Annotated in this window: 19 protein-coding genes; 10 read left to right on the forward strand and 9 right to left on the reverse strand. The window is 59.9% G+C overall.

Annotated elements, in window-relative coordinates:
- Nucleotides 1–19: 19 nt before the first annotated feature.
- The 3 genes from J5278_RS08830 (at nt 20) to J5278_RS08840 (ending at nt 5,176) form a co-directional block, all read left to right on the forward strand.
- Nucleotides 20–2,722 carry a mechanosensitive ion channel family protein gene (locus tag J5278_RS08830; RefSeq protein WP_209183994.1) on the forward strand — a complete coding sequence of 901 codons (2,703 nt, stop codon included), beginning with the start codon at nt 20–22 and terminating at the stop codon, nt 2,720–2,722.
- A 126-nt stretch (nt 2,723–2,848) separates the two neighbouring features.
- The gene (locus J5278_RS08835) at nt 2,849–3,679 is read left to right on the forward strand and encodes a response regulator (protein WP_142823112.1); all 831 of its coding nucleotides are present in this window, start codon (nt 2,849–2,851) and stop codon (nt 3,677–3,679) included.
- Between the two features lie 159 nt (nt 3,680–3,838).
- The gene (locus J5278_RS08840) at nt 3,839–5,176 is read left to right on the forward strand and encodes a diguanylate cyclase (protein WP_247749106.1); all 1,338 of its coding nucleotides are present in this window, start codon (nt 3,839–3,841) and stop codon (nt 5,174–5,176) included.
- A 13-nt stretch (nt 5,177–5,189) separates the two neighbouring features.
- Here the strand turns inward: J5278_RS08840 and J5278_RS08845 are convergent, their stop codons facing one another.
- From J5278_RS08845 to J5278_RS08855, 3 genes are all read right to left on the reverse strand, one after another.
- Complete coding sequence (locus J5278_RS08845; protein WP_142823110.1) at nt 5,190–6,236, reverse strand: GlxA family transcriptional regulator; 1,047 nt, start codon at nt 6,234–6,236, stop codon at nt 5,190–5,192.
- A 271-nt stretch (nt 6,237–6,507) separates the two neighbouring features.
- Nucleotides 6,508–6,717, reverse strand: coding sequence for a hypothetical protein (locus J5278_RS08850; RefSeq protein ID WP_142823109.1), 210 nt, complete (start codon nt 6,715–6,717; stop codon nt 6,508–6,510).
- Nucleotides 6,718–6,777: 60 nt separating this feature from the next.
- Nucleotides 6,778–7,008, reverse strand: coding sequence for a hypothetical protein (locus tag J5278_RS08855; RefSeq protein WP_209183993.1), 231 nt, complete (start codon nt 7,006–7,008; stop codon nt 6,778–6,780).
- Between the two features lie 74 nt (nt 7,009–7,082).
- On the opposite strand from J5278_RS08855, the gene J5278_RS08860 reads away from it, so the two are divergent.
- The 3 genes from J5278_RS08860 (at nt 7,083) to J5278_RS08870 (ending at nt 9,253) form a co-directional block, all read left to right on the forward strand.
- Nucleotides 7,083–8,018 carry a LysR family transcriptional regulator gene (locus J5278_RS08860; protein ID WP_209183992.1) on the forward strand — a complete coding sequence of 312 codons (936 nt, stop codon included), beginning with the start codon at nt 7,083–7,085 and terminating at the stop codon, nt 8,016–8,018.
- A 144-nt stretch (nt 8,019–8,162) separates the two neighbouring features.
- On the forward strand, nt 8,163–8,321 hold the full coding sequence (locus tag J5278_RS08865) for an entericidin (RefSeq protein ID WP_142823106.1): 159 nt from the start codon (nt 8,163–8,165) through the stop codon (nt 8,319–8,321).
- A 227-nt stretch (nt 8,322–8,548) separates the two neighbouring features.
- A complete protein-coding gene (locus J5278_RS08870; RefSeq protein ID WP_209184133.1) occupies nt 8,549–9,253 on the forward strand; it encodes a phosphodiester glycosidase family protein in 705 nt (234 codons plus the stop codon).
- 7 nt (nt 9,254–9,260) lie between these two features.
- Here J5278_RS08870 and J5278_RS08875 read toward each other — a convergent pair whose 3' ends face one another.
- Together J5278_RS08875 and J5278_RS08880 are read right to left on the reverse strand one after the other, a co-directional pair.
- Complete coding sequence (locus J5278_RS08875; protein ID WP_209184132.1) at nt 9,261–9,599, reverse strand: hypothetical protein; 339 nt, start codon at nt 9,597–9,599, stop codon at nt 9,261–9,263.
- Nucleotides 9,600–9,634: 35 nt separating this feature from the next.
- A complete protein-coding gene (locus tag J5278_RS08880; RefSeq protein WP_209183991.1) occupies nt 9,635–10,846 on the reverse strand; it encodes a glycosyltransferase family 2 protein in 1,212 nt (403 codons plus the stop codon).
- Nucleotides 10,847–11,003: 157 nt separating this feature from the next.
- Here J5278_RS08880 and J5278_RS08885 point away from each other — a divergent pair, with 157 nt between their 5' ends.
- The 3 genes from J5278_RS08885 (at nt 11,004) to glf (ending at nt 15,782) form a co-directional block, all read left to right on the forward strand.
- Nucleotides 11,004–13,259, forward strand: coding sequence for a hypothetical protein (locus J5278_RS08885; protein ID WP_209183990.1), 2,256 nt, complete (start codon nt 11,004–11,006; stop codon nt 13,257–13,259).
- Between the two features lie 69 nt (nt 13,260–13,328).
- Nucleotides 13,329–14,447, forward strand: coding sequence for a DUF707 domain-containing protein (locus J5278_RS08890; protein ID WP_209183989.1), 1,119 nt, complete (start codon nt 13,329–13,331; stop codon nt 14,445–14,447).
- Between the two features lie 159 nt (nt 14,448–14,606).
- A complete protein-coding gene (gene glf / locus J5278_RS08895; protein WP_209183988.1) occupies nt 14,607–15,782 on the forward strand; it encodes a UDP-galactopyranose mutase in 1,176 nt (391 codons plus the stop codon).
- Nucleotides 15,783–15,856: 74 nt separating this feature from the next.
- Here glf and J5278_RS08900 read toward each other — a convergent pair whose 3' ends face one another.
- The 4 genes from J5278_RS08900 to J5278_RS08915 all read right to left on the reverse strand — a co-directional run bounded on the left by J5278_RS08900 (nt 15,857) and on the right by J5278_RS08915 (nt 19,912).
- The gene (locus J5278_RS08900) at nt 15,857–16,912 is read right to left on the reverse strand and encodes a glycine betaine/L-proline ABC transporter ATP-binding protein (protein ID WP_142823100.1); all 1,056 of its coding nucleotides are present in this window, start codon (nt 16,910–16,912) and stop codon (nt 15,857–15,859) included.
- Nucleotides 16,905–17,816: a proline/glycine betaine ABC transporter permease gene (locus J5278_RS08905; RefSeq protein WP_111222951.1), complete on the reverse strand. Its 912-nt coding sequence runs from the start codon at nt 17,814–17,816 to the stop codon at nt 16,905–16,907. Before J5278_RS08905 ends, J5278_RS08900 begins: the two co-directional genes overlap by 8 nt.
- 241 nt (nt 17,817–18,057) lie before the next feature.
- Nucleotides 18,058–19,056, reverse strand: a complete 999-nt coding sequence (locus tag J5278_RS08910; protein ID WP_209183987.1) for an ABC transporter substrate-binding protein — start codon at nt 19,054–19,056, stop codon at nt 18,058–18,060.
- A gap of 712 nt (nt 19,057–19,768) precedes the next feature.
- Nucleotides 19,769–19,912 (reverse strand): hypothetical protein, encoded by a 144-nt coding sequence (locus tag J5278_RS08915; RefSeq protein ID WP_162854764.1) that lies wholly within the window; start codon nt 19,910–19,912, stop codon nt 19,769–19,771.
- A 218-nt stretch (nt 19,913–20,130) separates the two neighbouring features.
- On the opposite strand from J5278_RS08915, the gene J5278_RS08920 reads away from it, so the two are divergent.
- Nucleotides 20,131–21,585, forward strand: coding sequence for a cobyric acid synthase (locus tag J5278_RS08920; protein WP_209183986.1), 1,455 nt, complete (start codon nt 20,131–20,133; stop codon nt 21,583–21,585).
- Nucleotides 21,586–21,685: the final 100 nt, after the last annotated feature.

Consider the following 21,685-nt stretch of genomic DNA (forward strand, 5'->3'; position numbering starts at 1 on the left):
TGCTTTACAAGCGATGACGATGATCTCGCCAACTGACCTGTTCACCTGGGGAAGACGCTTGCGACCACTTCTGAATTCGATCTCCGTCCTTTTCCTGACACTTGCCGTGTCAGCGACTGCGATTGCCTTGCCGGCACGCGCACAGCAGTCGGCGGCTCCGGCGACATCGTCACCCCAGACAACGCCAGCGCCTGCGGCGGCACCTGACGCGCCCACGCCAGATGCAGCAAAGCCCGATGCGACCAAGCCGGACGCGCCGTCGGCGGATGCCCAGCAAAAACAGCAACCGCCTGCGGCCAACGGCTTGGATCGAACGGCTGCCGAGATCGCCCAGGCTCGCAAACAGCTTTCCTCCCTCGAGGATAGCGTCAAACAGGGCGCGTCCGATGACGATGCGCTGGTGGTCCTTGCCGGAAAGGCCGATGATCTCACCCGTGCCGCGACCGAGATCTCGGGGCGCCTGAAGCCACGGGCCGACGAAATGACGGCGCGACTGACGCAGATCGGCCCGCCTCCGAAAGAGGGCCAGCCTGCCGAGGCTCCCATCGTCACGCAGGAACGCGAAAAGCTGACGTCTGCAATCGCGCAGATCAACGTCGTGATGGGCGATGCGGACAATCTGACGGCCAGTGCCAATCGGGTGTCCGGTCAGATCACCGAGCTCCGGCGGCGCCTTTTTGCCGATACCCTCTTTCGCCGTACCGAACTCTCGCTGTCGACCTTCGACGACGCCGGCCAGGCGCTCGTGCAGGAGGCTGTCAACTTTCGCAACGCCCTCTCGAGCTGGGGTACGTTCGTCTGGAAATTCAAGCGGATCCCGCTGTTTACCGCTGTTTTCCTGTCCCTTGCCGCAGCCCTGATCTTCATGGCCGGGGGGTACCGGCTTTTCGGGCGATACTTCTTCCGTGACGAGACGATCGAGGCTCCCTCCTATATGAGCCGGCTCTCCATCGCGTTCTGGTCGACGATGATCCGGGCGTTGTCGGTGGCTGCCTTCCTCGTGCTCTCGTTCTTTTTCCTCGAGACTTTCAATGTGCTGCGGCCGGACATCGCGCCGGTGTTTTCAGCAGTTTTCGGTTTCGTCGGGCTGGTCTATTTCGTAGCAAGCTTCGTCAACGCCGTCTTTGCGCCGTTCGAGCCCAGCTGGCGGCTCGTGAAGCTCTCCAACAAGGGCGCTCGATCCGTAGGCTGGTGCCTGCTCGCCATTGCCATCGTCAATGGCCTCGATTTCGTCCTCAATCGCATCAGCGAATCGATGGGCTCGCCGGTCATCGTCACCGTAGCGAAGAGCTTCTCTGCAGCGATGATCATCGGCCTGATCTTCATCGCGGTGTCGTTCGGCAAGCCGATGCTTGCGAGAAGCGGCGATCCCGAGGCCCCGGGCCGCCGCTGGCCGCACGGACTCGCCATCATCCTGAGGGTCATCGGTGCCGCGCTGATCTTCATGGCGGTGATTGGCTATGTCGGGCTCGCCCGCTTTATCGCGCTGCAGTTGATCGTCACCAGCGCCGTTCTCGTCACCATGTATCTCGGCATCCTGCTCGGCAAGGCAGTATCGGATCAGGAGAATTTCCCCGAGACATCGATCGGCCGGTTTCTGCAGAGCCGTGCGAGCATCAGCACCGCGATGCTCGACCAAGCGGGCCTCGTGGCGGGACTGGCAATCTATGTGTTCGCGCTGATGACCGGCATCCCGCTCATCCTGTTGTCGTGGGGGTTCCACGTTCAGGATCTGGAAATCTTCTTCTATCGGTTGTTCACCGAGATCAGGCTCGGCAGCATCAGGATCTCCCTCGTCGGTATCCTTGCCGGCATCCTGTTCTTCATCGGCGGCTACCTCGTTACCCGCTGGTTCCAGCGCTGGCTGGACGGCACGGTCATGGCGCGTGGCCAGGTCGATCTCGGCGTCCGCAACTCGGTCAAGACCGGCATCGGCTATCTCGGCGTGGCAATTGCCGCCGTGATCGGCATTTCGGCTGCGGGTATCGATCTGTCGAGCCTTGCGCTGGTTGCAAGTGCGCTTTCCGTCGGTATCGGTTTCGGCCTGCAGAACATCGTGTCCAATTTCGTCTCCGGCCTCATTCTCCTGGTGGAGCGGCCGTTCAAGGTCGGCGACTGGATTGTTTCCGGAACTTCGGAGGGTATCGTCAAGCGTATTTCCGTCCGTGCGACGGAGATCGAGACCTTTCGCCAGCAATCGATCATCGTGCCGAATTCCGAGCTGATCAATGCGTCGGTCGGCAACTGGACGCACCGCAACAGGCTCGCGCGCTCCGAAATCCCGGTTTCGGTGAGCTATGACTGCGACCCGGAGCAGGTAATGGCAATCCTGCTGGAACTGGTCAAGGCGGTGCCCAAGGTGCTGAAAAACCCGGAGCCGCACGTCGAGTTCCTCCGCTTCGGTCCGTCGTCGCTGGACTTCGAGATGCGGTTCTACCTGGCTGACCTCTCCGATGGCATGCCTATCCGCAACAACCTGCGCATTGCCATCCTGAAGCGCTTTAAGAAGGAAGGCATCGACATGCCTTATCCGCAGCAGGAATTGCACATCAGCCGCCGCGCGGAAAGACAGCGGGTGGAAGCCACGCTACCTGAAAGCATCGAAAAGGCTGATTACATCGTCGAGCCGCCGATCCAGCCGCCAGAAGCGCCGGTGCCAGCGGAGACACGAACCAGGCCCAGCCGGCGTAAAGTCGATGGCAAACCTGAAGTGCAGTCCTGATCTACTCTGTAATGCTGCAGACTTGCTGCAGCTGAATGGCGATTTACATAAGTCGTCGCAAAATTAACACAAACTCAAATGCTTTGCCTTATTCTTCGGTCAGTGAGGTCTCATCGAAGGTTAGTCATGGCATTTTTAGGCATTTCCGGAATGCAATATTCGGGTGGGACCTTTGCGGGGGCTCGCATACTTCTGGCCGAAGATTCGCATGTCTTTACCGCGATGATCAGCAAGAGGCTGAAAGAGCTTTTCGACATCGAGATCGAGATTTGCGGCAACTTCGAAGATTTGCAGCTCGCCTACGACAAGTCGCCCGAGCCGATCAAGCTGGCGATCTCCAACATCAATCTTCCGGGTGCCGAGAATGGCGAGGCGCTGGAATACTTGACTGACCTCAGCATCCCGACGATCGTTTTCACAGGCACCTTCCATGAGGGAATGCGCGACGCGCTGCTCGCCAAGGATATCGTCGACTACATCCTCAAGGACAACATCTTCGCAGTCGACCTGCTGGCAGAATCGGTTTGTCGCTTCCTGACCAATCACCGCCACCACGTGTTGATCGTCGATGACAGCGCAACAGCGCGCGCGCTTCTCAGCAGCCGCCTGAAGCGCTACAATTTCCGCGTCAGCGTTGCCGAGAACGGATCCAAGGCGCTGGAAATCCTCAAGGCCAATGCCGACATCGGCCTGATGATCACCGACTACAACATGCCCGACATCGACGGATTCGAGCTGACGCGGCGCATCCGCTCCAGCATCGGCTCGCATCAGCTGCGGATCATCGGCGTGTCGTCGTCGACCAATCGGCTGCTGTCGGCCCGCTTCCTGAAGGCCGGTGGCAACGACTTCATATTGCGGCCGTTCATCGACGAGGAATTCTACTGCAGGGTCAACCAGAACCTCGATACCCTGCTGCAGATCCAATCGATGCGCCAGCAGAAGGCCTATGCTTGAGAAAGAACAGGCGCTTCGGGGCCCGTTCATGCCCACTTCGCGGTGACTAGTTACAAACTGTTGGACCCCGGTGTTCATAAATCCCTGTCTTGATCTGCTGACTATCCCGCTGCCCGCATTGAATGTGGGCCGGTCGCATTGCCGGGGGGGCTGCCGGCAATGAGCGACCTGTTGTTCGAAAAATTCTCGCGGGACCTGAGCCCTGCGGCGAGACGCGGCCAGAAGGTTCTCCTGGTCGAAGATTCCCGCATGTTCGGCTCGATGCTCTCCCAACGTTTCCGCGTCGAGCTCAATCTCGATGTCACGCTCTGTACATCCATGAAGACGCTGGAAACGACGATTCGCGCCAGCGATCACGGTTTCAGCCTGGCCATCGTCAATCTCAATCTGCCGGATGCTGCCTACGGCGAAGCACTCGACATGCTCCTCGACCACAGGGTCCCGAGCATCGTCTTTACAGCAGCGGCCGATATCGACATGCGCGACCGGTTGATGGAGCGCAGCATTATCGACTACGTACTGAAGGACAATACCCAGGCAGCCGACAATCTCGTGGCTTCCGTGCGTCGTTCGATTACCAACAGCAAGACGAGGGTGCTCGTCGTGGACGCGATGCCCGTGGCCCGGAAGATGCTCGTCGACAGTCTCGAGATGCAGCGCTTCGAGGTCTATGAAGCAGCGAGCGGTGCTGCCGCTATCCAGGCGCTGGATCAGTATTCCGAGATCGAGCTGGTCCTGATCGACGATGCGCTGCCGGACGGGACGGGATGGGAACTGACACGGCAGATCACCCATAGGCGGAATTCCGATCGCCTGCGGGTCATCGGCCTATCTGCGTCGGACGACCGATTGGCCGCAACGGCGTACCTGAAAGCTGGTGCCACGGATTTCCTGCGTCGGCCTTTCGTTGCCGAAGAGCTTAAATACCGGATCAGCCGGGTGATCGACACGCTGTCGCAAATGCGCCAGCTGCGCGCCGCCGCCTCGGTCGACTATCTCACCGGTCTCTATAACAGGCGTTACTTCTTCGATCAGGGCCCGCGCCTTGCCAATGACTGCCTCAGGCTGGAGACACGACCATCCATCGGTATCCTCGATATCGACCATTTCAAGCGGCTGAACGACACCTACGGTCACGAGATCGGTGACCAGGTGCTGAAGGCGGTCGCGACGCGGCTGCAGACGTTTCTGGAAGGCAGCCGCAACCTCCTGTCGCGGATCGGCGGCGAAGAATTTGCCATCCTGTTCGCAGACATGGACTCATCCGTCGCAACCGAGTTCTGCGAGGAACTGCGCGAAAATATCTCCGGTCTGAAAATCCAGGCAGACGGCGAGGCGCTGTCGGTGACCGTGTCAATCGGCATAGCGTCGATCAACGCCCAGGAGACGTTCGAGAATTATCTCAACGCTGCCGACCAGTTTCTCTATATGGCCAAGCACCGCGGGCGCAATCGTGTCTTCTCCGACACTAGGATGGCGGCGGAAGAGGGACGGTAGCCGTTATCCGGCTTCAGATGACGACGCCGGTGCGGACGTTTGACATGGTCAGCTTGCGCTCGGCCCGCTCCTGCTGCGGCGAACGGTTGTAGAGTTCGCGATAACACTTCGAGAAGTGCGACGCGGAGACGAAGCCGCAGGCGACGGCGACTTCGACCACCGGCATCGACGACTGCACCAGAAGGTGCCTTGCTCGATCGAGGCGAATCTCGAGATAGTAGCGGGCAGGGGAACGGCCCATTTCCTGTCGGAACAGCCGCTCGATCTGGCGACGCGACAGGCCGGCGTCGTCGGCGATGTCGAGCAGCGAGAGTGGCTCAGACAAGTGACTTTCCATTACCTCGATGATCTCCAGCACCTTGGCATTCTGGACACCGAGCCGTGCTCGGAGCGGCAGACGCTGGCGGTCGTGCGGGCTGCGGACGCGGTCCGTGAGCGCCTGTTCGCAGACGCGGTTGACCAGATTCTCGCCAAAATCCTGGCCGATCAGGTTGAGCATCATGTCCAGCGAGGCCGTGCCGCCGGCGCAGGTGTAGAGATTGCTGTCGACTTCGTAGAGGTCGGCATAGACTTCGGCCTGCGGAAAGGCTTCGGCAAAACCCGGCAGGTTTTCCCAGTGGATTGCGCAGCGCTTGCCGTTCAGGAGCCCCGCCTGGGCAAGCACATGGGCGCCTGTACAGAGGCTGCCGACAGCGACGCCGCGATTGTAGGATTCTCGCAGCCAGGCATTGACCGATTTGTTCTGGAACTCCTCGACATAGATGCCGGAGGCGACGAGCACCATGCTGGGCCGGCTCTCTCCGCCCAGATATCGTCGCTCATCGGCCAGCGACGAGTTGACCTCGATGCCAATGCCGCTCGATGAATAGATCTTGTCGCCGTCGGTCGAGGCAAGTCGCCAGCTGTAGGCAGTATAGCCAAGCATACGGTTGGCAATGCGCAATGTCTCGATCGCTGCCGCAAATGGCAGCATCGTAAAGTGCGGGATAAGGAAGAAAACGATCGAGCGTTTCTTGCCGGGCGTCTTGCCTTGCTCCACCTGATGCTGCGCTACCACCATGCCCGCGTCCCTCATATCGATTTCAGCAGAAAATTAGTCTGAAAGCGACAGTCTCATGGAAGATGATGGCCACAAAGGCTTATTTGCGTCACGTCAAAGATTTATGATTTGTCAAAAAAAGTCAAGGCAAAAGCTTACGATATAGGATCTGGTAAGACTCATAAGTCCATGAAATATAACGATTAATATATTACTGAAGGTTGGATTGGCGACGCTGCTAATCAGCCGAGCGTCGCCCTGAAATCGACCGGAAATGTCGTATTTTGTCGCATCATTTGCGGTCGCTCGAAATGTCGGCAGCAGGCCAGCCAAAGTCCTTGCGCATGTCGAATGGCATCGCTTCGATCTGCCTGGCAGCCTGATGCTCAGACCAGCGATCGGCCAGCGAAAGAACGTAGGCGGACAGGCGGGAAAGCGTGCCGCTGAAGAGGATAAACGACGGGCGCCCGTGGGAAGGGCGTCTATAGCTGATGGTGGTCATGATTGATCTCCTTTTGGTTGTGTTGATGTTGGCCACGCTGATATGGGCCTGTATCACTCATCATTCAAACGAATAGATTTTATAGCATCCATAAGAAAAGTTGACGGTTGCCGTTGTTCCGATTTGTGGAAGGGCGGTGTCGGGTGGAAAGCCGCGGGCGTTGACGTCGGCTACAAGATGCGGGGGCAGGTGGGACATTTGTCTGAGGGTCGCAGCGTTTGTTTGGCGCAGCGCGCGGTCTCGACTGTTGGTCCAGTGATCGATGACATCGGATAGGTAGGAGCGGATCATGGCTCGTTCCTCTGCTGTTCAAGGTGGCGGTGAGATCGATGCTATAGAAGCTAATTGACAGTCAGCAAAACGAAATGATATTGCTATATAAATCAGAAAAATTGAAAGATGCGTCGATGAACGTTCCGCTGCGCCGATCCGTGCCGTTGCTCGACAACGATGTCCTTCGCACCTTCGTGGCGATTGCCGAGACCGGCAACTTCTCAACGGCGGCCGAGGCCGTACATCGCACGCCGTCAGCGGTGTCCATGCAGATCAAGAAGCTCGAGGAGCAACTCGGTGTCGTCCTGTTCCTGCGCGATGCCCGTTCCGTCAGCCTCACCGAACATGGCGAAATGCTGCTTTCCTACGCGCGCAACATGCTGGCGCTGTCCAACGAGGCGGTGTCGCGTTTCATCATGCCGGAACTGAGCGGCGTCGTCAGGCTCGGAGCGCCGGACGACATAGGCGAGCGGTTGCTGCCGAGCATCCTGAAGCGATTCTCGCAGAGCTATCCCAGCATCATGGTCGACGTCGTGGTCGACATGAGCCTTGCCCTCAAGAAGCGCTTCGCGGAACAACGACTCGACCTGGCGCTCATCAATTGTTCGACGAGGCCATTTCCGACGGAGGGTGACGTCATCTACACCGAGCGGCTTGTCTGGGCCGGTGCGAAATGCGGCACGGCCCATCGCCGGGATCCTCTGCCGATATCGATCTGGGAGGACGGCTGCATATGGCGCTCCGATGCAATCCACCAGCTGCAGCAGGCGAAAAGGAACTATCGCGTAGCCTTCCTCAGCGCCCATACCACTGCCCAACGCGCGGCCGTCGTGTCTGATCTCGCCGTAGCGCCTCTGCCCCGCTCCTACGTCACCGAAGACATGGCTATACTCGGCGCGAAAGAAGGGCTGCCGGAATTGACGACTTTCGATATCCGGTTGCTGACTGCGCGCGAAGTCACGGGACCAATAGCGGCTGTCGCGGAAAGCATCCGGCACGCTTTCGGCGAGATGGCGCGGGCGGCCTGAGGCCCTGTCTCACGGGCTTTTGGCTGGCACCGCATCCACGTCGTTATTTATGTGAACCTTTTTCAATGTGGCGCGTTTTGGGGACGGAAGGTTTACTTTCTGCCTTATTGTCGTCAAAAACCCATTCACGAAGGACCGCTAATCATGTCTTCTTCCGTCATCGCAAAAGTCGGCGTCGCCTGCATTTCCCTGATGCTTCTCGCATCCTGCGCCAATACCATTAAAGGCATGGGCAAGGACACTGCCAACACGGTCAACGCGACCCAGACGGCTGGCCACACTGTCAAGAAGGCAGCTCAGTAATCTGACGAATTCTGTCGGCTGCGACGCATGTCGCGGCCGACACCTTATTATTTTTTATCTCTTTATCATCCGGGTCATTATTCGGGCTCGCCACTACGCGCACCGAGCAACCCTTGAAGTCACCTATCTGCCGCCGCATCTGTTGTCTTGAATTTGCCTGTTGCCGGGGAGCGTGACGTTTGTTTCGATGGTTGATTATTCTGGCAGGGCTCGTCTCGACGCCCGTCATGGCCGAGACACCGGTGACCGGCGGCAACTGCCGCAAGGTGGAGCATCTCGGGGCGAGCTACATCGTCTGCAGCTTCGACCCCGCCAAAGACAACATCCGCCTGTTTTCCAACGGTAGCGCCGGAAAGCCATACGGCTCGTTCGCGGCGCTGCGCGATGCACTGGCGCGTGACCGGCTATCGCTGCGCTTTGCCATGAACGGTGGCATGTACGAGCCCGACCAGAGCCCGGTCGGTCTCTATGTCGAGGGCGGCAGCCAGCAGAAGGCGCTCGACACCGGCACAGGCTGGGGAAATTTCCGCCTGCTGCCGAACGGCGTGTTCTACATTCAGCCCGGCGCTGTCGGCGTCATGGAGACAAAGGCGTTTGCCGCCGCCGGTATCGAGCCGCTCTACGCCACGCAATCGGGACCGATGCTAGTGATCGACGGGGCGCTTCACCCGTCGTTCTTGATCGACAGCACAAGCCTCAAGAGGCGCAATGGTGTCGGTGTCGATGCGGACGGAAAAGCAGTGTTCGTGGTGTCCGACGGCGAGGTGCGCTTTCACGATTTCGCCACGCTGTTTCGCGACGTGCTCGGCTGCCGCAACGCCCTGTTCCTGGACGGCAGCATCTCCAGCCTCTATGTGCCGGAGTGGCAGAGGGAAGACAGCGCATTTCCGCTCGGGCCAATCATCGCCGTGACAGCTGTGATGCCTGACTGAAAGCCGTTCAGACCTTCGGAAAGGCGCGCTCCAGGCCGCCCGATCGCGTCAGACCTGCCCTAAACGCCGCATATGACGGGTGCTGGCTGGATTTCGCCACTTCGGACAGGCGGATCTGCAGCCGGGCCGGTGCGGCATTTCCGAGCCATTCGCCGAGCGCTTCGAGTTTCATGCTGTTGAGGAACTTGGCTTTCGAGGCCTGATCCAGGTGCCAGTGCAGGCCCTCGATCAGGCTGACATCCTGTAGCGGATTTTCCATGATCAGGGCGATGACGGAGCGGTCGGCGTCAGCCAGTGTGGAAAGTCTGGCGGCGATGGCGTCGCGGTCGGCAAAGGCTGTCGTCATGGTGGTCATGCTCTCAAATGGCTGGGAAATGCGGGTCAGACGAACTGCGCCATGTATTTCATGATATCGAAAACGCCATCCTTCGCACCGTGGCGCTCGGGAAATTCGGGCGTGAACCGCAGGTAGGCGCGGGGGCGGTCGCCGTCCATTCCGGTCCGCTGGTCGCGGGTAAGCTTTTGCTGGATCGATTCCGGCAGCAGGCTGAGCGTCGTATCGTTGATAACCGGATCGAGGATCGCCGGTTCGCCGTTGAAGGCGACGGCCTCTGTGGCTGCGGTTACGATGCCCGCGAGCTTGCAGATCTGGCCATAGGCATCGGCCGTGAGAGGCTGTGGCTGATAGACAGCCATGCGGTGATACATGATGTAGGCCTCGACCCAGTTCTTTGCCGAGACGTGCAGGCGCAAGGCCACCGCCTGGCGCTGCAGCATAAAGCCGGTGATGCGGGCCATCAGGGAAGCGCGGTAGTCCTGCGGGAGATCCGGCGTGCGCAGCGCCTGCGAGGCGAGATATTCCAGCCCCCCCCGATAGCTGTCCCACTGGAACATGCATTCCTTATTGCCCTGCTGCAGGCGCGGATCGTCCGAGACGGCGGTGACGCGCGCGAACGGCTCCGGCATGAACAGGATATCGGCCTTGTCGAGAGCTCGTGTCGTGTAGAGGAAGGCCCAGAAAATGAAGGGTGTCGGGCTGGAGATCGACCGCAGCAGCACTTCCCGGCGGATGATCATGAACTCGGGGAAGATATGGCCGTTGATGATGAAATCGAGCAGGGCGCGGAAGTCGCCCTTGCGATGCCTGGTCGGGGAGGCGACATGGTAGAATGGCGACATATCGCCGCCGCCGGGCCGCGCATCGACCAGCAGCCACGGAGCTTGTACGACGCCGATCTCGCTGTCCGCCTCCATCAACCGAAGATATTCGATGACCTTTTCCGGAATGAGCAGGTCATCATCGCCGAGAAACACAGCATAGCGACCGCGGGCGCGCTGCATGGCAAAGGCATAGTTGCTGAGAAAGCCGGAATTCGTCGCGCGACGGAAGGCGGAGATCTCCGGCTGGTCGGCGAGCGAGGCAATATAGGCCGCAGTATCGTCGGTCGAGCAGTCGTCGACGATGACGATCTCGAAGGGAATGCCGATCCGCCGGAAAGCATCCAGATGGAAGGTGACGTTCCGCTCGAGCAGGAACTGCCGATTATAGGTGGGAACGCATATCGACAGGATCAGCGGTTCATTGAGGGACATCGGGTTCTCCAGTCAGCAGGCTTTGCGCTTGGATAGAAGCGGTTGCTTTCGTGGGGCTGGAGGCGAGGTTCGAGACTCTCCATGCGTGTGCCGAACAGGCTGGCGCAAGCTAATGCTGGAATCCTCTGGCAACAGATCAGACATCAAAGGATTCTCGATGCCCACCACAGTTGCCTGGAATACCGGCATCCCGAACAAGCCGTTGTTGGATGGATCCTTCGCGCCGGACGTCGCGTCTGTGCCGGTGGACCTCGAGGTTCCGGAATTCTGGTTTACCGTCAAAGCCGACGGGGACCGTCATCGCAAGATGTTCTCTGAACTCTGCGCAGGCCTCGGTCGTCGCCGCGTGACGACCAATCTCTCCATCGTGCCATTCGGGACGCATCTGGCCCCAAGACGCCCGCCGAACGGCGGTATCACCATCTCCTATCACTCGGTCGGCGATGGTCCGAATATCTGGCGCATCAAGGAAACGCCGATCGTCGGCTGGTATTCCTTCGACGAGAATGGTTTTTCCGGCTGGAGTTCACTTGCGCGGTTTCCGGAGCTGCATGCGGAAGGTATCGACGCGGTCAATACCGAGGCCGCCCGCCGCCGCGTGAAGGCGCTGGTGATGGCTCTCAGGGCCGGCAATACGTCGAAGTACGAACAATCGGGCGAAGCTTTCGATGCAGGCCGCCCCTTTGTCTATTTCCCGATGCAGTTGCTCGAAGATCCCGTCGCCCAGTTTTGTCGTATCGATCCGCTCGAGGTTCTGCGCCATGCCGCGGCTCAAGCCGATGTCACCGGGCGGTTGCTTGTGGTCAAGCGGCATCCGCAATGCACCAATGGCCTCGTTACACGAACCCTTGACGAAGTGCAGGCCCGGCACCGCAATGTGATGGTATCGACGGCTTCCATCCATCGGCATCTGGAGCAGTGCGAAACGGTGATCGTCGCCAATTCAGGCGTTGGCCTGGAGGCTCTGCTTTACGAAAAGGCGGTCTTCACTTTCGCATCCAGCGAGTATGAACTGGGCGGCTTTCCGTGCGGATCGCTCGCTGACCTCGACGCAGCATTCACCCACCGCTCGCAGCCAGAGGAAGGCCGGGCAGCGCGCTTTGTGTCCTACTATCTGGACAACTGCTGTTTTTCGATCGAAGACCGTCAAACCATCGATCGCTGCATCGAAAAGGCCCTGCTCGGCAGGGTACGGCACGTGCCGCCAATTTTCACCGGCGAGCGTGACGAACTTTTCAGGACGCATGCGAATGTTGAAATGTTGCGGCGCGAACTGGGTAACGTCAAATCCCAGCTTGCCGAGGCCAACGACAGGAATGCAGCTCAGGCTGGCAACTGGCGGAACGCGCCCGCTGAAAAAATTGTCGCTGCACAGGGGCAGGGCATCGAGCACGACCTAGCCGCGCAGACGGCATTTGTCATGCATAGCGCCGGTCTGGCTGCTAGCGTCGGCGACAACATCATGACCAAGGTCGCACGGGCTACATTTGCCGGATTCGCGGAATTGGCTGTCTCGCTGCGTGCCGATCCCGATGCCAGGCGGCTTGTCGACAGCCAGTTGCTGCAGTCTGGATATGCGGCGGGTCTCGACCGGAATGTCGCTGCCAGGAACGTTACTGCGGCGGACTACCAGCGTCTCCACGACGGTGATGCCGGCTACCAGAACAATAACTGGCTTGTCGATCATGCAGCCGTCATCGCGTCGGCCCGGCCGGAAACGCTGACCGAAGTCGGTTGTGGCAATGGACGGTTCCTGCGCGCTATTGCCGGATCGGTCCGCAATGTCATCGGCCTCGACTGGGCGCGTTCGCCGCTTCTCGGGCAGTTGCCGTCGAATGTGCATTTCCAGAGCACCAACGTGCTGACGGATGCATTGCCGCGCGCCGACATCTGCTGCTCTGCCGATGTCCTCGAGCATTTCACCCCGGATGCGCTGCCGGCCCTGATTGCCAAGCTCCACGACAGCGCCCGTCTCAACTACCATGTAATCGCCTGCTATGATGACGGTCACAGCCATTGCGCCGTGCTCCATCCCGGCCAGTGGCTCGGCCTCTTCAAGACGGTCAGCGCGACCTACGAGATCGCCGCTATCATTCCCCGGCGGGGCCGTCCGGACCAGCTCGTCTGCGTCATCACCAACGTGCCGAATGCGGCGAATTACTTTCCGTATCTCGGTGTCGTCGTCGGCACGTGGCAAACAAATTCGGGCCAGCGGGTGACCTTCGGAAACGACTTCTCCGTGACCATCGAGGGGCAGATCGTCGCCTCTTGGTTCCCAATGACGGACGGCAGGGCAGCTGTCGGCTGGATGCAATCCAAAATGGTCGACGTGCTCGATCCCGCAGAAGACGGTAAGGCGCTGACGATCACCAACATGCGTGGCGAACGCCACGAAGTGAGACGAGTTTCGTAAATCACTCAAGAAACTACGATCGGGACAGACCGAGCAGGGGTGGGACATGAAGGGGAAGAAACAGTGAATATGCTGGCTTCGACAAGAGAAAACACAGCTTCAGACTTTCTGGCTGGGTTGAGCGAATCCGATCCGGTAACGGAAGAAATGCTAACCGGAACGTTCTGGCAGTTTGCCGACCTGGAGCGCGGCACCTTGTCGCCGTTCCTCGTGTTGGCTCCGGGCGGATTGGTTGGCAATTTTTTCAATGCGTCGACGGATTACTGGCAAGTCGTCAATGGCCTCTTGTGCTTCATCGACGAGACCGGTCTGCCTTCGATCGTCTTCAATGTCTCCCGCATGGAGGGGTCGAAGGTAGCATTGCTGGCAGGCAGGGGCGTGGTGGATGGCGTTGTTGCAATCTACATGCTCACGTCGACACCTCACCCCGAGCATCCGATGTTTGCGACGCAGCTGTCGCACGAGCGCAACGCAAAGTTCCTGGTGCAGCCGGCAAACGGTCCTAAGCGTCCCAACCTCGTCGTTGTCCCCGCCAACTCTAAGTCGCTGCATCCTCGCTGGTTCGACGGGCTGGATGCCGCGACGCGCAGCTGGGATCTGTGCGTCGGCTATTACGGTGCCGAAGATCCCGTCGTCGAAAGCCCGTTCGAATATCTCGCCCATCTTCCGAAGCGCAAGAAGTTCAGGCTGATTTCCGACCTGTTCTACGAGGGAAGCCCGCTCTGGGGTTACGACCGCGTCTGGCTCCCGGATGACGACCTGCTTTGCGATGGCGATACCGTCAATCGGATGTTTCATCTGTCCCGCAAGCACGGGCTGGAACTGGCGCAGCCGTCGCTCAAGCAGGGTCCGGGTTGCTTCCCCAACCATCCGATCACGATCCAGCGGCCGAACAGCATTTTGCGGCACGAGGGGTTCATTGAGATCATGTGCCCGATCTTCTCCAAGGCTGCCCTGAAGATCTGCATCGGCTCGATGCGCGATGCGGAGTCCGGCTACGGCCTCGACCATCTCTGGCCTGCTTTCCTCGGTCGCCCTGCAAACCGCATGGCTATCATCGATGCGGTAGGGGTGGCCCATACGAGGCCTCTAGGTGCTACCTACAATGTTCAGGCGGCTGTCGATGAGCAAGCCGCACTGTTCAACTCCTACCGCTACACGCCCGTCAAGATGCAGGGCGTTTGGTAAGCCGCCAAGGTGGAAGGCCTGCAGCTTCGATCCGATCGATTTGAAAGCCGCTGGCCTTCACCCGGGGCCCGTTTCACTGGTGACCGCTTCCCCCATACCGACAGCCCTCCGGGGCCCCGATGAAGGGATGCGGACCTTCCGCTAAGGTGCTGAGACACTATGACCGATTTTTCCAATATCGACCTGCTGATCGTCGGCGCCGGATTTTATGGAGCGACCATTGCCGAGCGGGTGGCGACTGACCTCAAGAAGAATGTGCTGATCGTCGATCGCCGTCATCATATCGGTGGCAACGCCTATAGCGAGTTCGACAAGGACACCGGGATCGAAGTGCATCGCTACGGCGCACACCTGTTCCACACGCCGAACGAGACGGTGTGGAATTACCTAAACCGCTTCACCGGCTTCACCGACTACAAGCATCGGGTCTACACGAGCTACCGCGACCAAGCCTATTCGATGCCGATCAACCTTGCGACCATCTGCCAGTTCTTCGGCAAGCGGTTCTCGCCCGACGAAGCGCGGGCGTTGATCGCCGGGCAGGCGGCTGAGATGGAAGGCAAGCACCCTTCCAACCTCGAGGAAAAGGCGATCTCGCTGATCGGCCGGCCGCTCTACGAAGCATTTATTCGCGGCTACACGGCCAAGCAGTGGCAGACGGACCCGCGCGACCTGCCTGAACACATCATCACCCGGCTGCCGGTGCGCTACAATTTCGAGAACCGCTATTTCAACGATGCCTATGAGGGCCTGCCGAAAGACGGCTACACCGCCATCTTTGATCGCATGCTGGCCTCGCCGCATATCCAGACGATGCTCGGTACCGATTTCTTCGACATCAAGTCCCAGCTGCCGGCTGGGCTGCCGATCATCTACACCGGCCCGATCGATCGCTATTTCGATTATTCCGAGGGCGAGCTTGGGTGGCGGACGATCGATTTCGAACAGCAGACGCTGGATGTCGGCGATTTTCAGGGAACGGCGGTCATGAATTACGCCGACGAGGATGTGCCCTTTACCCGCATCCTCGAATTCCGCCACTTCAATCCGGAGCGGAACTACCAGAACGAAAAGACAGTCGTCGTGCGCGAATATTCGCGTTCCGCACAGCGCAAGGACGAGCCCTATTATCCGATCGACACGCGCCAGGACAAGGATGTGTTCCTGCGCTACCGCGCACGGGCGGATGCGGAGGCCAATGTGCATTTCGGCGGCCGGCTCGGTACCTACCGCTATCTCGACATGCACCAGGCCATCGGCGCGGCATTGAAGACCTTCGACAGCATGGTCATGCCGCACTTCGCCGAGGGCCGTGCCTTTGGCGGCGGAAAGTAACAGCGAGAAGTGGCGCCGCATTGCTGCGGGCCGCTTGATCGCGTCTGTTCAATCGTAAATCGTCAGCGGCGGCGTCAGGCCGCCGCTTTTGCTTCCGGGACGGTGTGGCTGGTCGGCGTCACCATCGCCAGGATGATGCTGTGCAGATCGAGCGAGCCGATCGGCTTGCCGGCTGCGTCGACCACCATGGCCACCGTCTGGTTGGCGCCGGTCATCTGGCGCGCAGCCATCTCCAGTGTCATGTCGCCCGCAAGGCGCATAGACGAGCCTTCGCCGGAGATCGGCTTCATCACCGTTTGCACCTTGATGACCCGTCCGCGGTTCACTTCCTTGACGAAGGCGCTGATATATTCATCGGCGGGCTGCAGGACGATGTCCTGGCCGGAGCCCTGCTGGATGACCTTGCCGTCGCGCAGGATGGCGATCCTGTCGCCGAGCCGCAACGCCTCGTCGAGATCGTGGGTGATAAAGACGACGGTCTTCTTCAGTTCCTTCTGCAAGTCGAGCAGCACGCTTTGCATATCGACGCGGATCAGCGGATCGAGCGCCGAGTAGGCTTCGTCCATCAACAGGATATCGGCGTCATTGGTCAGCGCCCGCGCAAGCCCGACGCGCTGCTGCATGCCGCCCGACAGCTGGTTCGGAAAGTGGTTCTCGAAGCCATCGAGGCCTACGCGTGCAATCCAGTGGCGGCCCTTCTTCTGCGCCTCCGCGCGTGGCACCCCCTGGATCTCGAGGCCGTAGACGGTGTTTTCGATCACAGTGCGGTGGGGAAGCAGCGCGAACTTCTGGAACACCATCGCCGTCTTGTGGCGTCGGAATTCGCGCAGCGCGCTCTCGGTCATCTTGCAGACGTCGACGCCGTCGTAGAGCACCTCGCCGGCGGTCGGGTCGATCAGCCGGTTGATATGGCGGATCAGCGTCGACTTGCCGGAGCCGGAGAGACCCATGACCACGGTGATGGCGCCGGCCGGCATGTTGATGTTGATGTCCTGCAGCCCGAGCACATGGCCGTGCTTGACGTTGAGTTCGGTCTTGCCGAGGCCGTTTTTCACCTGCTCGACGTACTCGCGGCCGCGGGGGCCGAAGATCTTGTAGAGGTTCTTGATCTCTATCGCGTGACTAGCCATGGACCACCTCCGAATGTTTCTGCAGCCGCCTGCCGTATGCCTGGCTGGTACGGTCGAAAATGATGGCGATGGCGACGAGCGCAAAGCCGTTGAGGAAGCCAACCGTGAAGAACTGGTTGTTGATCGCCTGCAGCGTGTTCTTGCCGAGACCGCCCACCCCGACCATCGAGGCGACGACAACCATGGCAAGCGACATCATGATGGTCTGGTTGATGCCGGCCATGATGGTCGGCAGTGCCAGCGGGATCTGCACATTGAAGAGCTTCTGGGTGTGGGAGGATCCGAAAGCATCTGCTGCCTCCAGCACTTCCTTGTCGACCAGTCGTATCCCGAGGTTGGTAAGGCGGATCATCGGCGGCACGGCGTAGATCACCACAGCGATCAGGCCTGGCACCTTGCCGATACCGAAGATGACGACGACCGGGATGAGGTAGACGAAGCTCGGCATGGTCTGCATGACGTCGAGCGTCGGATTGATCACCGATTGCAGACGGTCGGAGCGTGCCATGAGGATGCCGATCGGCAGGCCGATGACGATGGCGATCAGGGTGCAGACGGTGACCATCGCGAGTGTGATCATCGTATCGTTCCACAGCCCAAAAACGCCGATCAGGGCCATGGAGATGGCGGTGCCGATGACGATCTTGATATTGCGGCTGGCGAGATAGACGATGGCCATCATGACCGCGAGGATGATGAACCAAGGCGTGTTGGTGAACAGCCACTCGAGGTAGTTCAGGAACCATTGCAGCGGCTGGACGACGATGTCGATCACAGCGCCCCAGGAGCGCACCATGCCGCGAAAGCCGTCGTCGATGTTCTTGCGGCCTTCGCGGATGATCGTGTCGTTGATCGCCGGGAAGTTACACAGGAAATTCGGCAGAAAACTACATTGCAGAGCCATCACATTCCCCTTTTTATCCGGGCCCTTTTTATCGGGGCAGTGACGCGCAATCCGTGTGGCTATCAAGATTGCCGTCCGTGGTGTAGTGCTGATGCCGGTTCTCAGTCTGCTCGCCTGTCCGCCTTCAGGCGGATGCAGTGTGGTCGCGTGACCCCCTCGGTGCATGCGCTTCCAATGGGGAGACGCGATCCTTGCAGCGGCGAGAGGTGAGGGCAGGCCTTCCGGCCTGCCGTCGCATCGTTCAGATCGAAGCCTTGACCTTCGTCGCGACATCGGGAGCCACCCACTTGGTCCACATGTCCGGATAGGTCTTGAGGAAGTACTTCGCGCCGTCTTCGTTGGTGCCCTGGTTGTCCGTCATCCAGGCCAGCACCTTGCCGACGGTGCCGTTGTCCCATTTGCGGGTCTTGACGTAGTCCATGGCAACGCCGGCCTTTTCGGCAAAGGACTTGGTGACGACGGTAAAGACGTCAGAGACAGGATAGGAATTGACCTTGGGGGCCGCGCAATCCTGCTGCGAGGTGCAGGCATCCCATTCCTTCTTGTCATGAGGAACGCCGAAGCTCAGCTTGACCATTTCGTACTTTCCGAGGATCGCGGTCGGTGCCCAATAGTATCCGAGCCAGCCGGTCTTCTTCTCGAAGGCATTGGCGATCGAACCGTCGAGGCCGGCTGCCGAGCCCGTATCGACCAGCGCAAAACCTTCCTTCTCGGCGCCAAGCGCCTTGTAGAGGTTGGCGGTCGAGATCTGGCAGTTCCAACCCGACGGGCAGTTGTAGACGGCGCCCTTGGTCTTGTCTTCCGGGGCAGGGAACAGCTCTGGATGCTTCAGGGCATCCTGCACGGTCTTGATGTCCGGATGGGCGTCTGCGAGGAATTTCGGTATCCACCAGCCTTCGACACCGCCGTCGCTGAGCAGCGGGGCAGCCTCGATCAGGCGACCTTCGGCGGTGGCCTTGTCGAGCGCGGTCCGAACGGCGTTGACCCAGAGTTCCGGGGCGATATCCGGCTGTCCCTTTTCGTTCATCGAGGTGAATGTCGGCTGGGTGTCGCCGGTCACCAGCGATACCTTGCAGCCATAGCCGTTTTCGAGAATGATCTTGTCGACCTGCGCAGCGACGCCGGCGGAGGCCCAGTTCATTTCGGCGATAGAGATGTCGCCGCACTCCGCTGCACTTGCCGAGCCTGCGAGCGCATAGGTACCTGCTGCGAATATAACGGAAGCGATGAGCTTCTTCATGTGAAAGTTCTCCCAGTTTTTTGCCGTTGATCACGTTCGTGCATCCGGCCACGGAGGTCGCCCACGATGTGGCGCGCCCATCCCTGACCGTATCTGCTTCACCGATCCAGGCGCCCGAAAGCGTCCATGCCGGTCCCCTTTGGTATGTCCGCTGTTATTGTGCCTGAGGATAGAAGATCCCCCGGGGCGCGCTTTTTCATACCTTGAAATCGAGCCTAAGGATTCATGCGGAGAAATCAACCGGGGGGGATGTGCGGACAGATGCCGGGACTATCGCTGAGCTGCCGGAAAAGCCTTCAAAATAGCCTGAGAGGTGAGGCTACTGGCTGCAAATTGTGCACACGCGAGGCAAAAAAGGTCCTTCTAAAGTGCGGACATGGAGAAAAGTTCAATTGCTACGCCTGCGCAAGACGTTTTGTATTCCATTCGCGTCCTTCGATGGCTGAGCGCGGGCCGTGAAAAAAATCGAAAAAAAACACGATTCATTCTTAATTAACGTCTCAATAACCATCCGGTAACCGTGTCCGTCTATTGATTGTGCCAAGGCGGCGACACCGCTGTTTCTCCGGATCAGGTACTGCGTCCCGGAGAAAGCCTGTCTCGCGCCTCTGCCGAAGACCTCCGGTATATAAATCGCGCCGCGCTGTCCTGCAGCCGGCGCGATTTTCGTCTGTGCGTGTGGGGTATGGATCGAGCGGTGCAGTCTGGCGTGTTAGCCAGCGGAGCCCGTGCGCACGACGCCAACCGTTCCGCTGCGGATATCCAGTTCCTGTGCGCGGCTTTCGGCCTTCTGCGACGGGACCTTCGAGCCCCAGGCGATCTGGATCGAATTCTTGTTGTTGAAGACGAAAAGCATTCCGGTATCCTCTGCGCCGGAAGCCCGGCCTTGTGCGTGATGTGGCGTGCAGATAATGCTGTTGTCGACACGAAACAACGAGCGAAGTCGTCATCGTTTGTCGCAAATAGAGTAGTCATCCAGTTGGCCGCCGAAGCTCGGTCATATCGCTCGATAATTTCGACAGAACGGCTGTAGAGCAGGGGCTCAAGACGAGCCGATACCGGGAATTTCAGACTATGACCAGGGCGATCATGCTGCAAGGAACCGGCTCCGATGTCGGAAAAACGGTATTGGTAGCGGGCCTCTGCCGCCTTGCCGCAAACAGGGGACTGCGGGTCCGTCCCTTCAAGCCCCAGAACATGTCGAACAACGCCGCCGTTGCCGACGACGGCGGGGAGATCGGCCGAGCCCAGTGGCTGCAGTCGCTCGCCTCGCGCGTCCCATCCTCCATCCACATGAACCCGGTGCTGCTGAAGCCGCAATCGGAGGTGGGCAGCCAGATCATCGTCCAAGGCAAGGTCTGGGGGCAGGCCAAGGGGCGGGACTATCAGGCGCTGAAGCCGAGATTGCTGGCGTCGGTACTCGAAAGCTTTGCCCATGTCGGCGATGGCGCCGACCTCGTCATTGTCGAGGGTGCGGGGTCGCCGGCCGAAATCAACCTGAGGCCCGGCGACATCGCCAACATGGGCTTTGCGACCAAGGCCGGCGTTCCCGTCGTTCTCGTCGGCGACATCGACAGGGGCGGGGTCATCGCCTCGCTTGTCGGCACGCATGCCATTCTGTCCGATGAGGACCGGGGGATGATCGCAGGCTACATCATCAACAAGTTCCGGGGAGACGTGTCGCTTTTCGACGACGGGCTGGCGGCAATTCACAGCTTTACCGGCTGGCCCTGCTTCGGCGTCGTGCCGTGGCTGAAGTCGGCGGGAAGGCTGCCGGCAGAGGATTCGGTGGTGCTGGAGCGGCTGGCGCGTGGTGGTGCGGGGGCGCTCAAGATCGCGGTACCGGTTTTGCCGCGCATCGCCAATTTCGACGACCTCGACCCGCTCAGGGCCGAGCAGGATGTCGACCTGGTCTTCGTACGCCCCGGCGATCCGCTGCCGACGGACGCTTCACTGGTGATCCTGCCGGGCTCAAAGTCGACGATATCAGATCTCGAGCATTTTCGCAGGCAGGGGTGGGACCGCGACCTTGCGGCGCATGTGCGGCGTGGCGGACGGGTTATCGGGGTCTGCGGCGGCTACCAGATGCTCGGAACGACTATCCGCGATCCGCTCGGCATCGAGGGCGACGTGCTGGAAATGCCGGGTCTCGGCCTCCTCGATGTCGAGACATCGATGGCGCCAGAAAAGACGGTGCGCAACAGCTTTGCGCGGTCGACGGAGTATGATGCACCGCTCAGCGGCTACGAGATCCACCTGGGCGAGACGACCGGCAGCGACTGCGCCCGCCCGCCCGTCATCATCGATGGCCGTCCGGATGGAGCAATCTCCAGTGATGGCCGTATCATGGGGACCTATCTGCACGGGCTGTTCGAAAGCGACACCTACCGCGCCCGCCTCCTCCAAAGCTTCGGCCTCTCCGGCGACCGCAGCAACTACCGCGAGAGCGTCGACAAGGCCCTGGACGATGTCGCCAGCGAACTCGAAGCGGTGCTCGACAAGGACTGGCTCGGACGGCTACTGGGATAGGTGCGAGGCCGATGTTTCTGCCATTCCGCAGTCGTGCACAACAGGCCAAGCTCCCTTTCTCTTTCCTTTATTCCTGTGCCCGTCACGGCTGTCAGTGCGC

The organism is Rhizobium sp. B21/90 (assembly GCF_019355815.1).
Lineage (GTDB): Bacteria > Pseudomonadota > Alphaproteobacteria > Rhizobiales > Rhizobiaceae > Rhizobium > Rhizobium rhododendri.

What these genes read in the sequence shown, in the direction of transcription:
- J5278_RS08830 (WP_209183994.1), top strand. Translation starts at nt 20, where the DNA reads ATGATCTCGCCAACTGACCTGTTCACCTGGGGAAGACGCTTGCGACCA.
- J5278_RS08835 (WP_142823112.1), top strand. Translation starts at nt 2,849, where the DNA reads ATGGCATTTTTAGGCATTTCCGGAATGCAATATTCGGGTGGGACCTTT.
- J5278_RS08840 (WP_247749106.1), top strand. Translation starts at nt 3,839, where the DNA reads ATGAGCGACCTGTTGTTCGAAAAATTCTCGCGGGACCTGAGCCCTGCG.
- J5278_RS08845 (WP_142823110.1), bottom strand. Translation starts at nt 6,236, where the DNA reads ATGGTGGTAGCGCAGCATCAGGTGGAGCAAGGCAAGACGCCCGGCAAG.
- J5278_RS08850 (WP_142823109.1), bottom strand. Translation starts at nt 6,717, where the DNA reads ATGACCACCATCAGCTATAGACGCCCTTCCCACGGGCGCCCGTCGTTT.
- J5278_RS08855 (WP_209183993.1), bottom strand. Translation starts at nt 7,008, where the DNA reads ATGATCCGCTCCTACCTATCCGATGTCATCGATCACTGGACCAACAGT.
- J5278_RS08860 (WP_209183992.1), top strand. Translation starts at nt 7,083, where the DNA reads ATGATATTGCTATATAAATCAGAAAAATTGAAAGATGCGTCGATGAAC.
- J5278_RS08865 (WP_142823106.1), top strand. Translation starts at nt 8,163, where the DNA reads ATGTCTTCTTCCGTCATCGCAAAAGTCGGCGTCGCCTGCATTTCCCTG.
- J5278_RS08870 (WP_209184133.1), top strand. Translation starts at nt 8,549, where the DNA reads ATGGCCGAGACACCGGTGACCGGCGGCAACTGCCGCAAGGTGGAGCAT.
- J5278_RS08875 (WP_209184132.1), bottom strand. Translation starts at nt 9,599, where the DNA reads ATGACGACAGCCTTTGCCGACCGCGACGCCATCGCCGCCAGACTTTCC.
- J5278_RS08880 (WP_209183991.1), bottom strand. Translation starts at nt 10,846, where the DNA reads ATGTCCCTCAATGAACCGCTGATCCTGTCGATATGCGTTCCCACCTAT.
- J5278_RS08885 (WP_209183990.1), top strand. Translation starts at nt 11,004, where the DNA reads ATGCCCACCACAGTTGCCTGGAATACCGGCATCCCGAACAAGCCGTTG.
- J5278_RS08890 (WP_209183989.1), top strand. Translation starts at nt 13,329, where the DNA reads ATGCTGGCTTCGACAAGAGAAAACACAGCTTCAGACTTTCTGGCTGGG.
- glf (WP_209183988.1), top strand. Translation starts at nt 14,607, where the DNA reads ATGACCGATTTTTCCAATATCGACCTGCTGATCGTCGGCGCCGGATTT.
- J5278_RS08900 (WP_142823100.1), bottom strand. Translation starts at nt 16,912, where the DNA reads ATGGCTAGTCACGCGATAGAGATCAAGAACCTCTACAAGATCTTCGGC.
- J5278_RS08905 (WP_111222951.1), bottom strand. Translation starts at nt 17,816, where the DNA reads ATGGCTCTGCAATGTAGTTTTCTGCCGAATTTCCTGTGTAACTTCCCG.
- J5278_RS08910 (WP_209183987.1), bottom strand. Translation starts at nt 19,056, where the DNA reads ATGAAGAAGCTCATCGCTTCCGTTATATTCGCAGCAGGTACCTATGCG.
- J5278_RS08915 (WP_162854764.1), bottom strand. Translation starts at nt 19,912, where the DNA reads ATGCTTTTCGTCTTCAACAACAAGAATTCGATCCAGATCGCCTGGGGC.
- J5278_RS08920 (WP_209183986.1), top strand. Translation starts at nt 20,131, where the DNA reads ATGACCAGGGCGATCATGCTGCAAGGAACCGGCTCCGATGTCGGAAAA.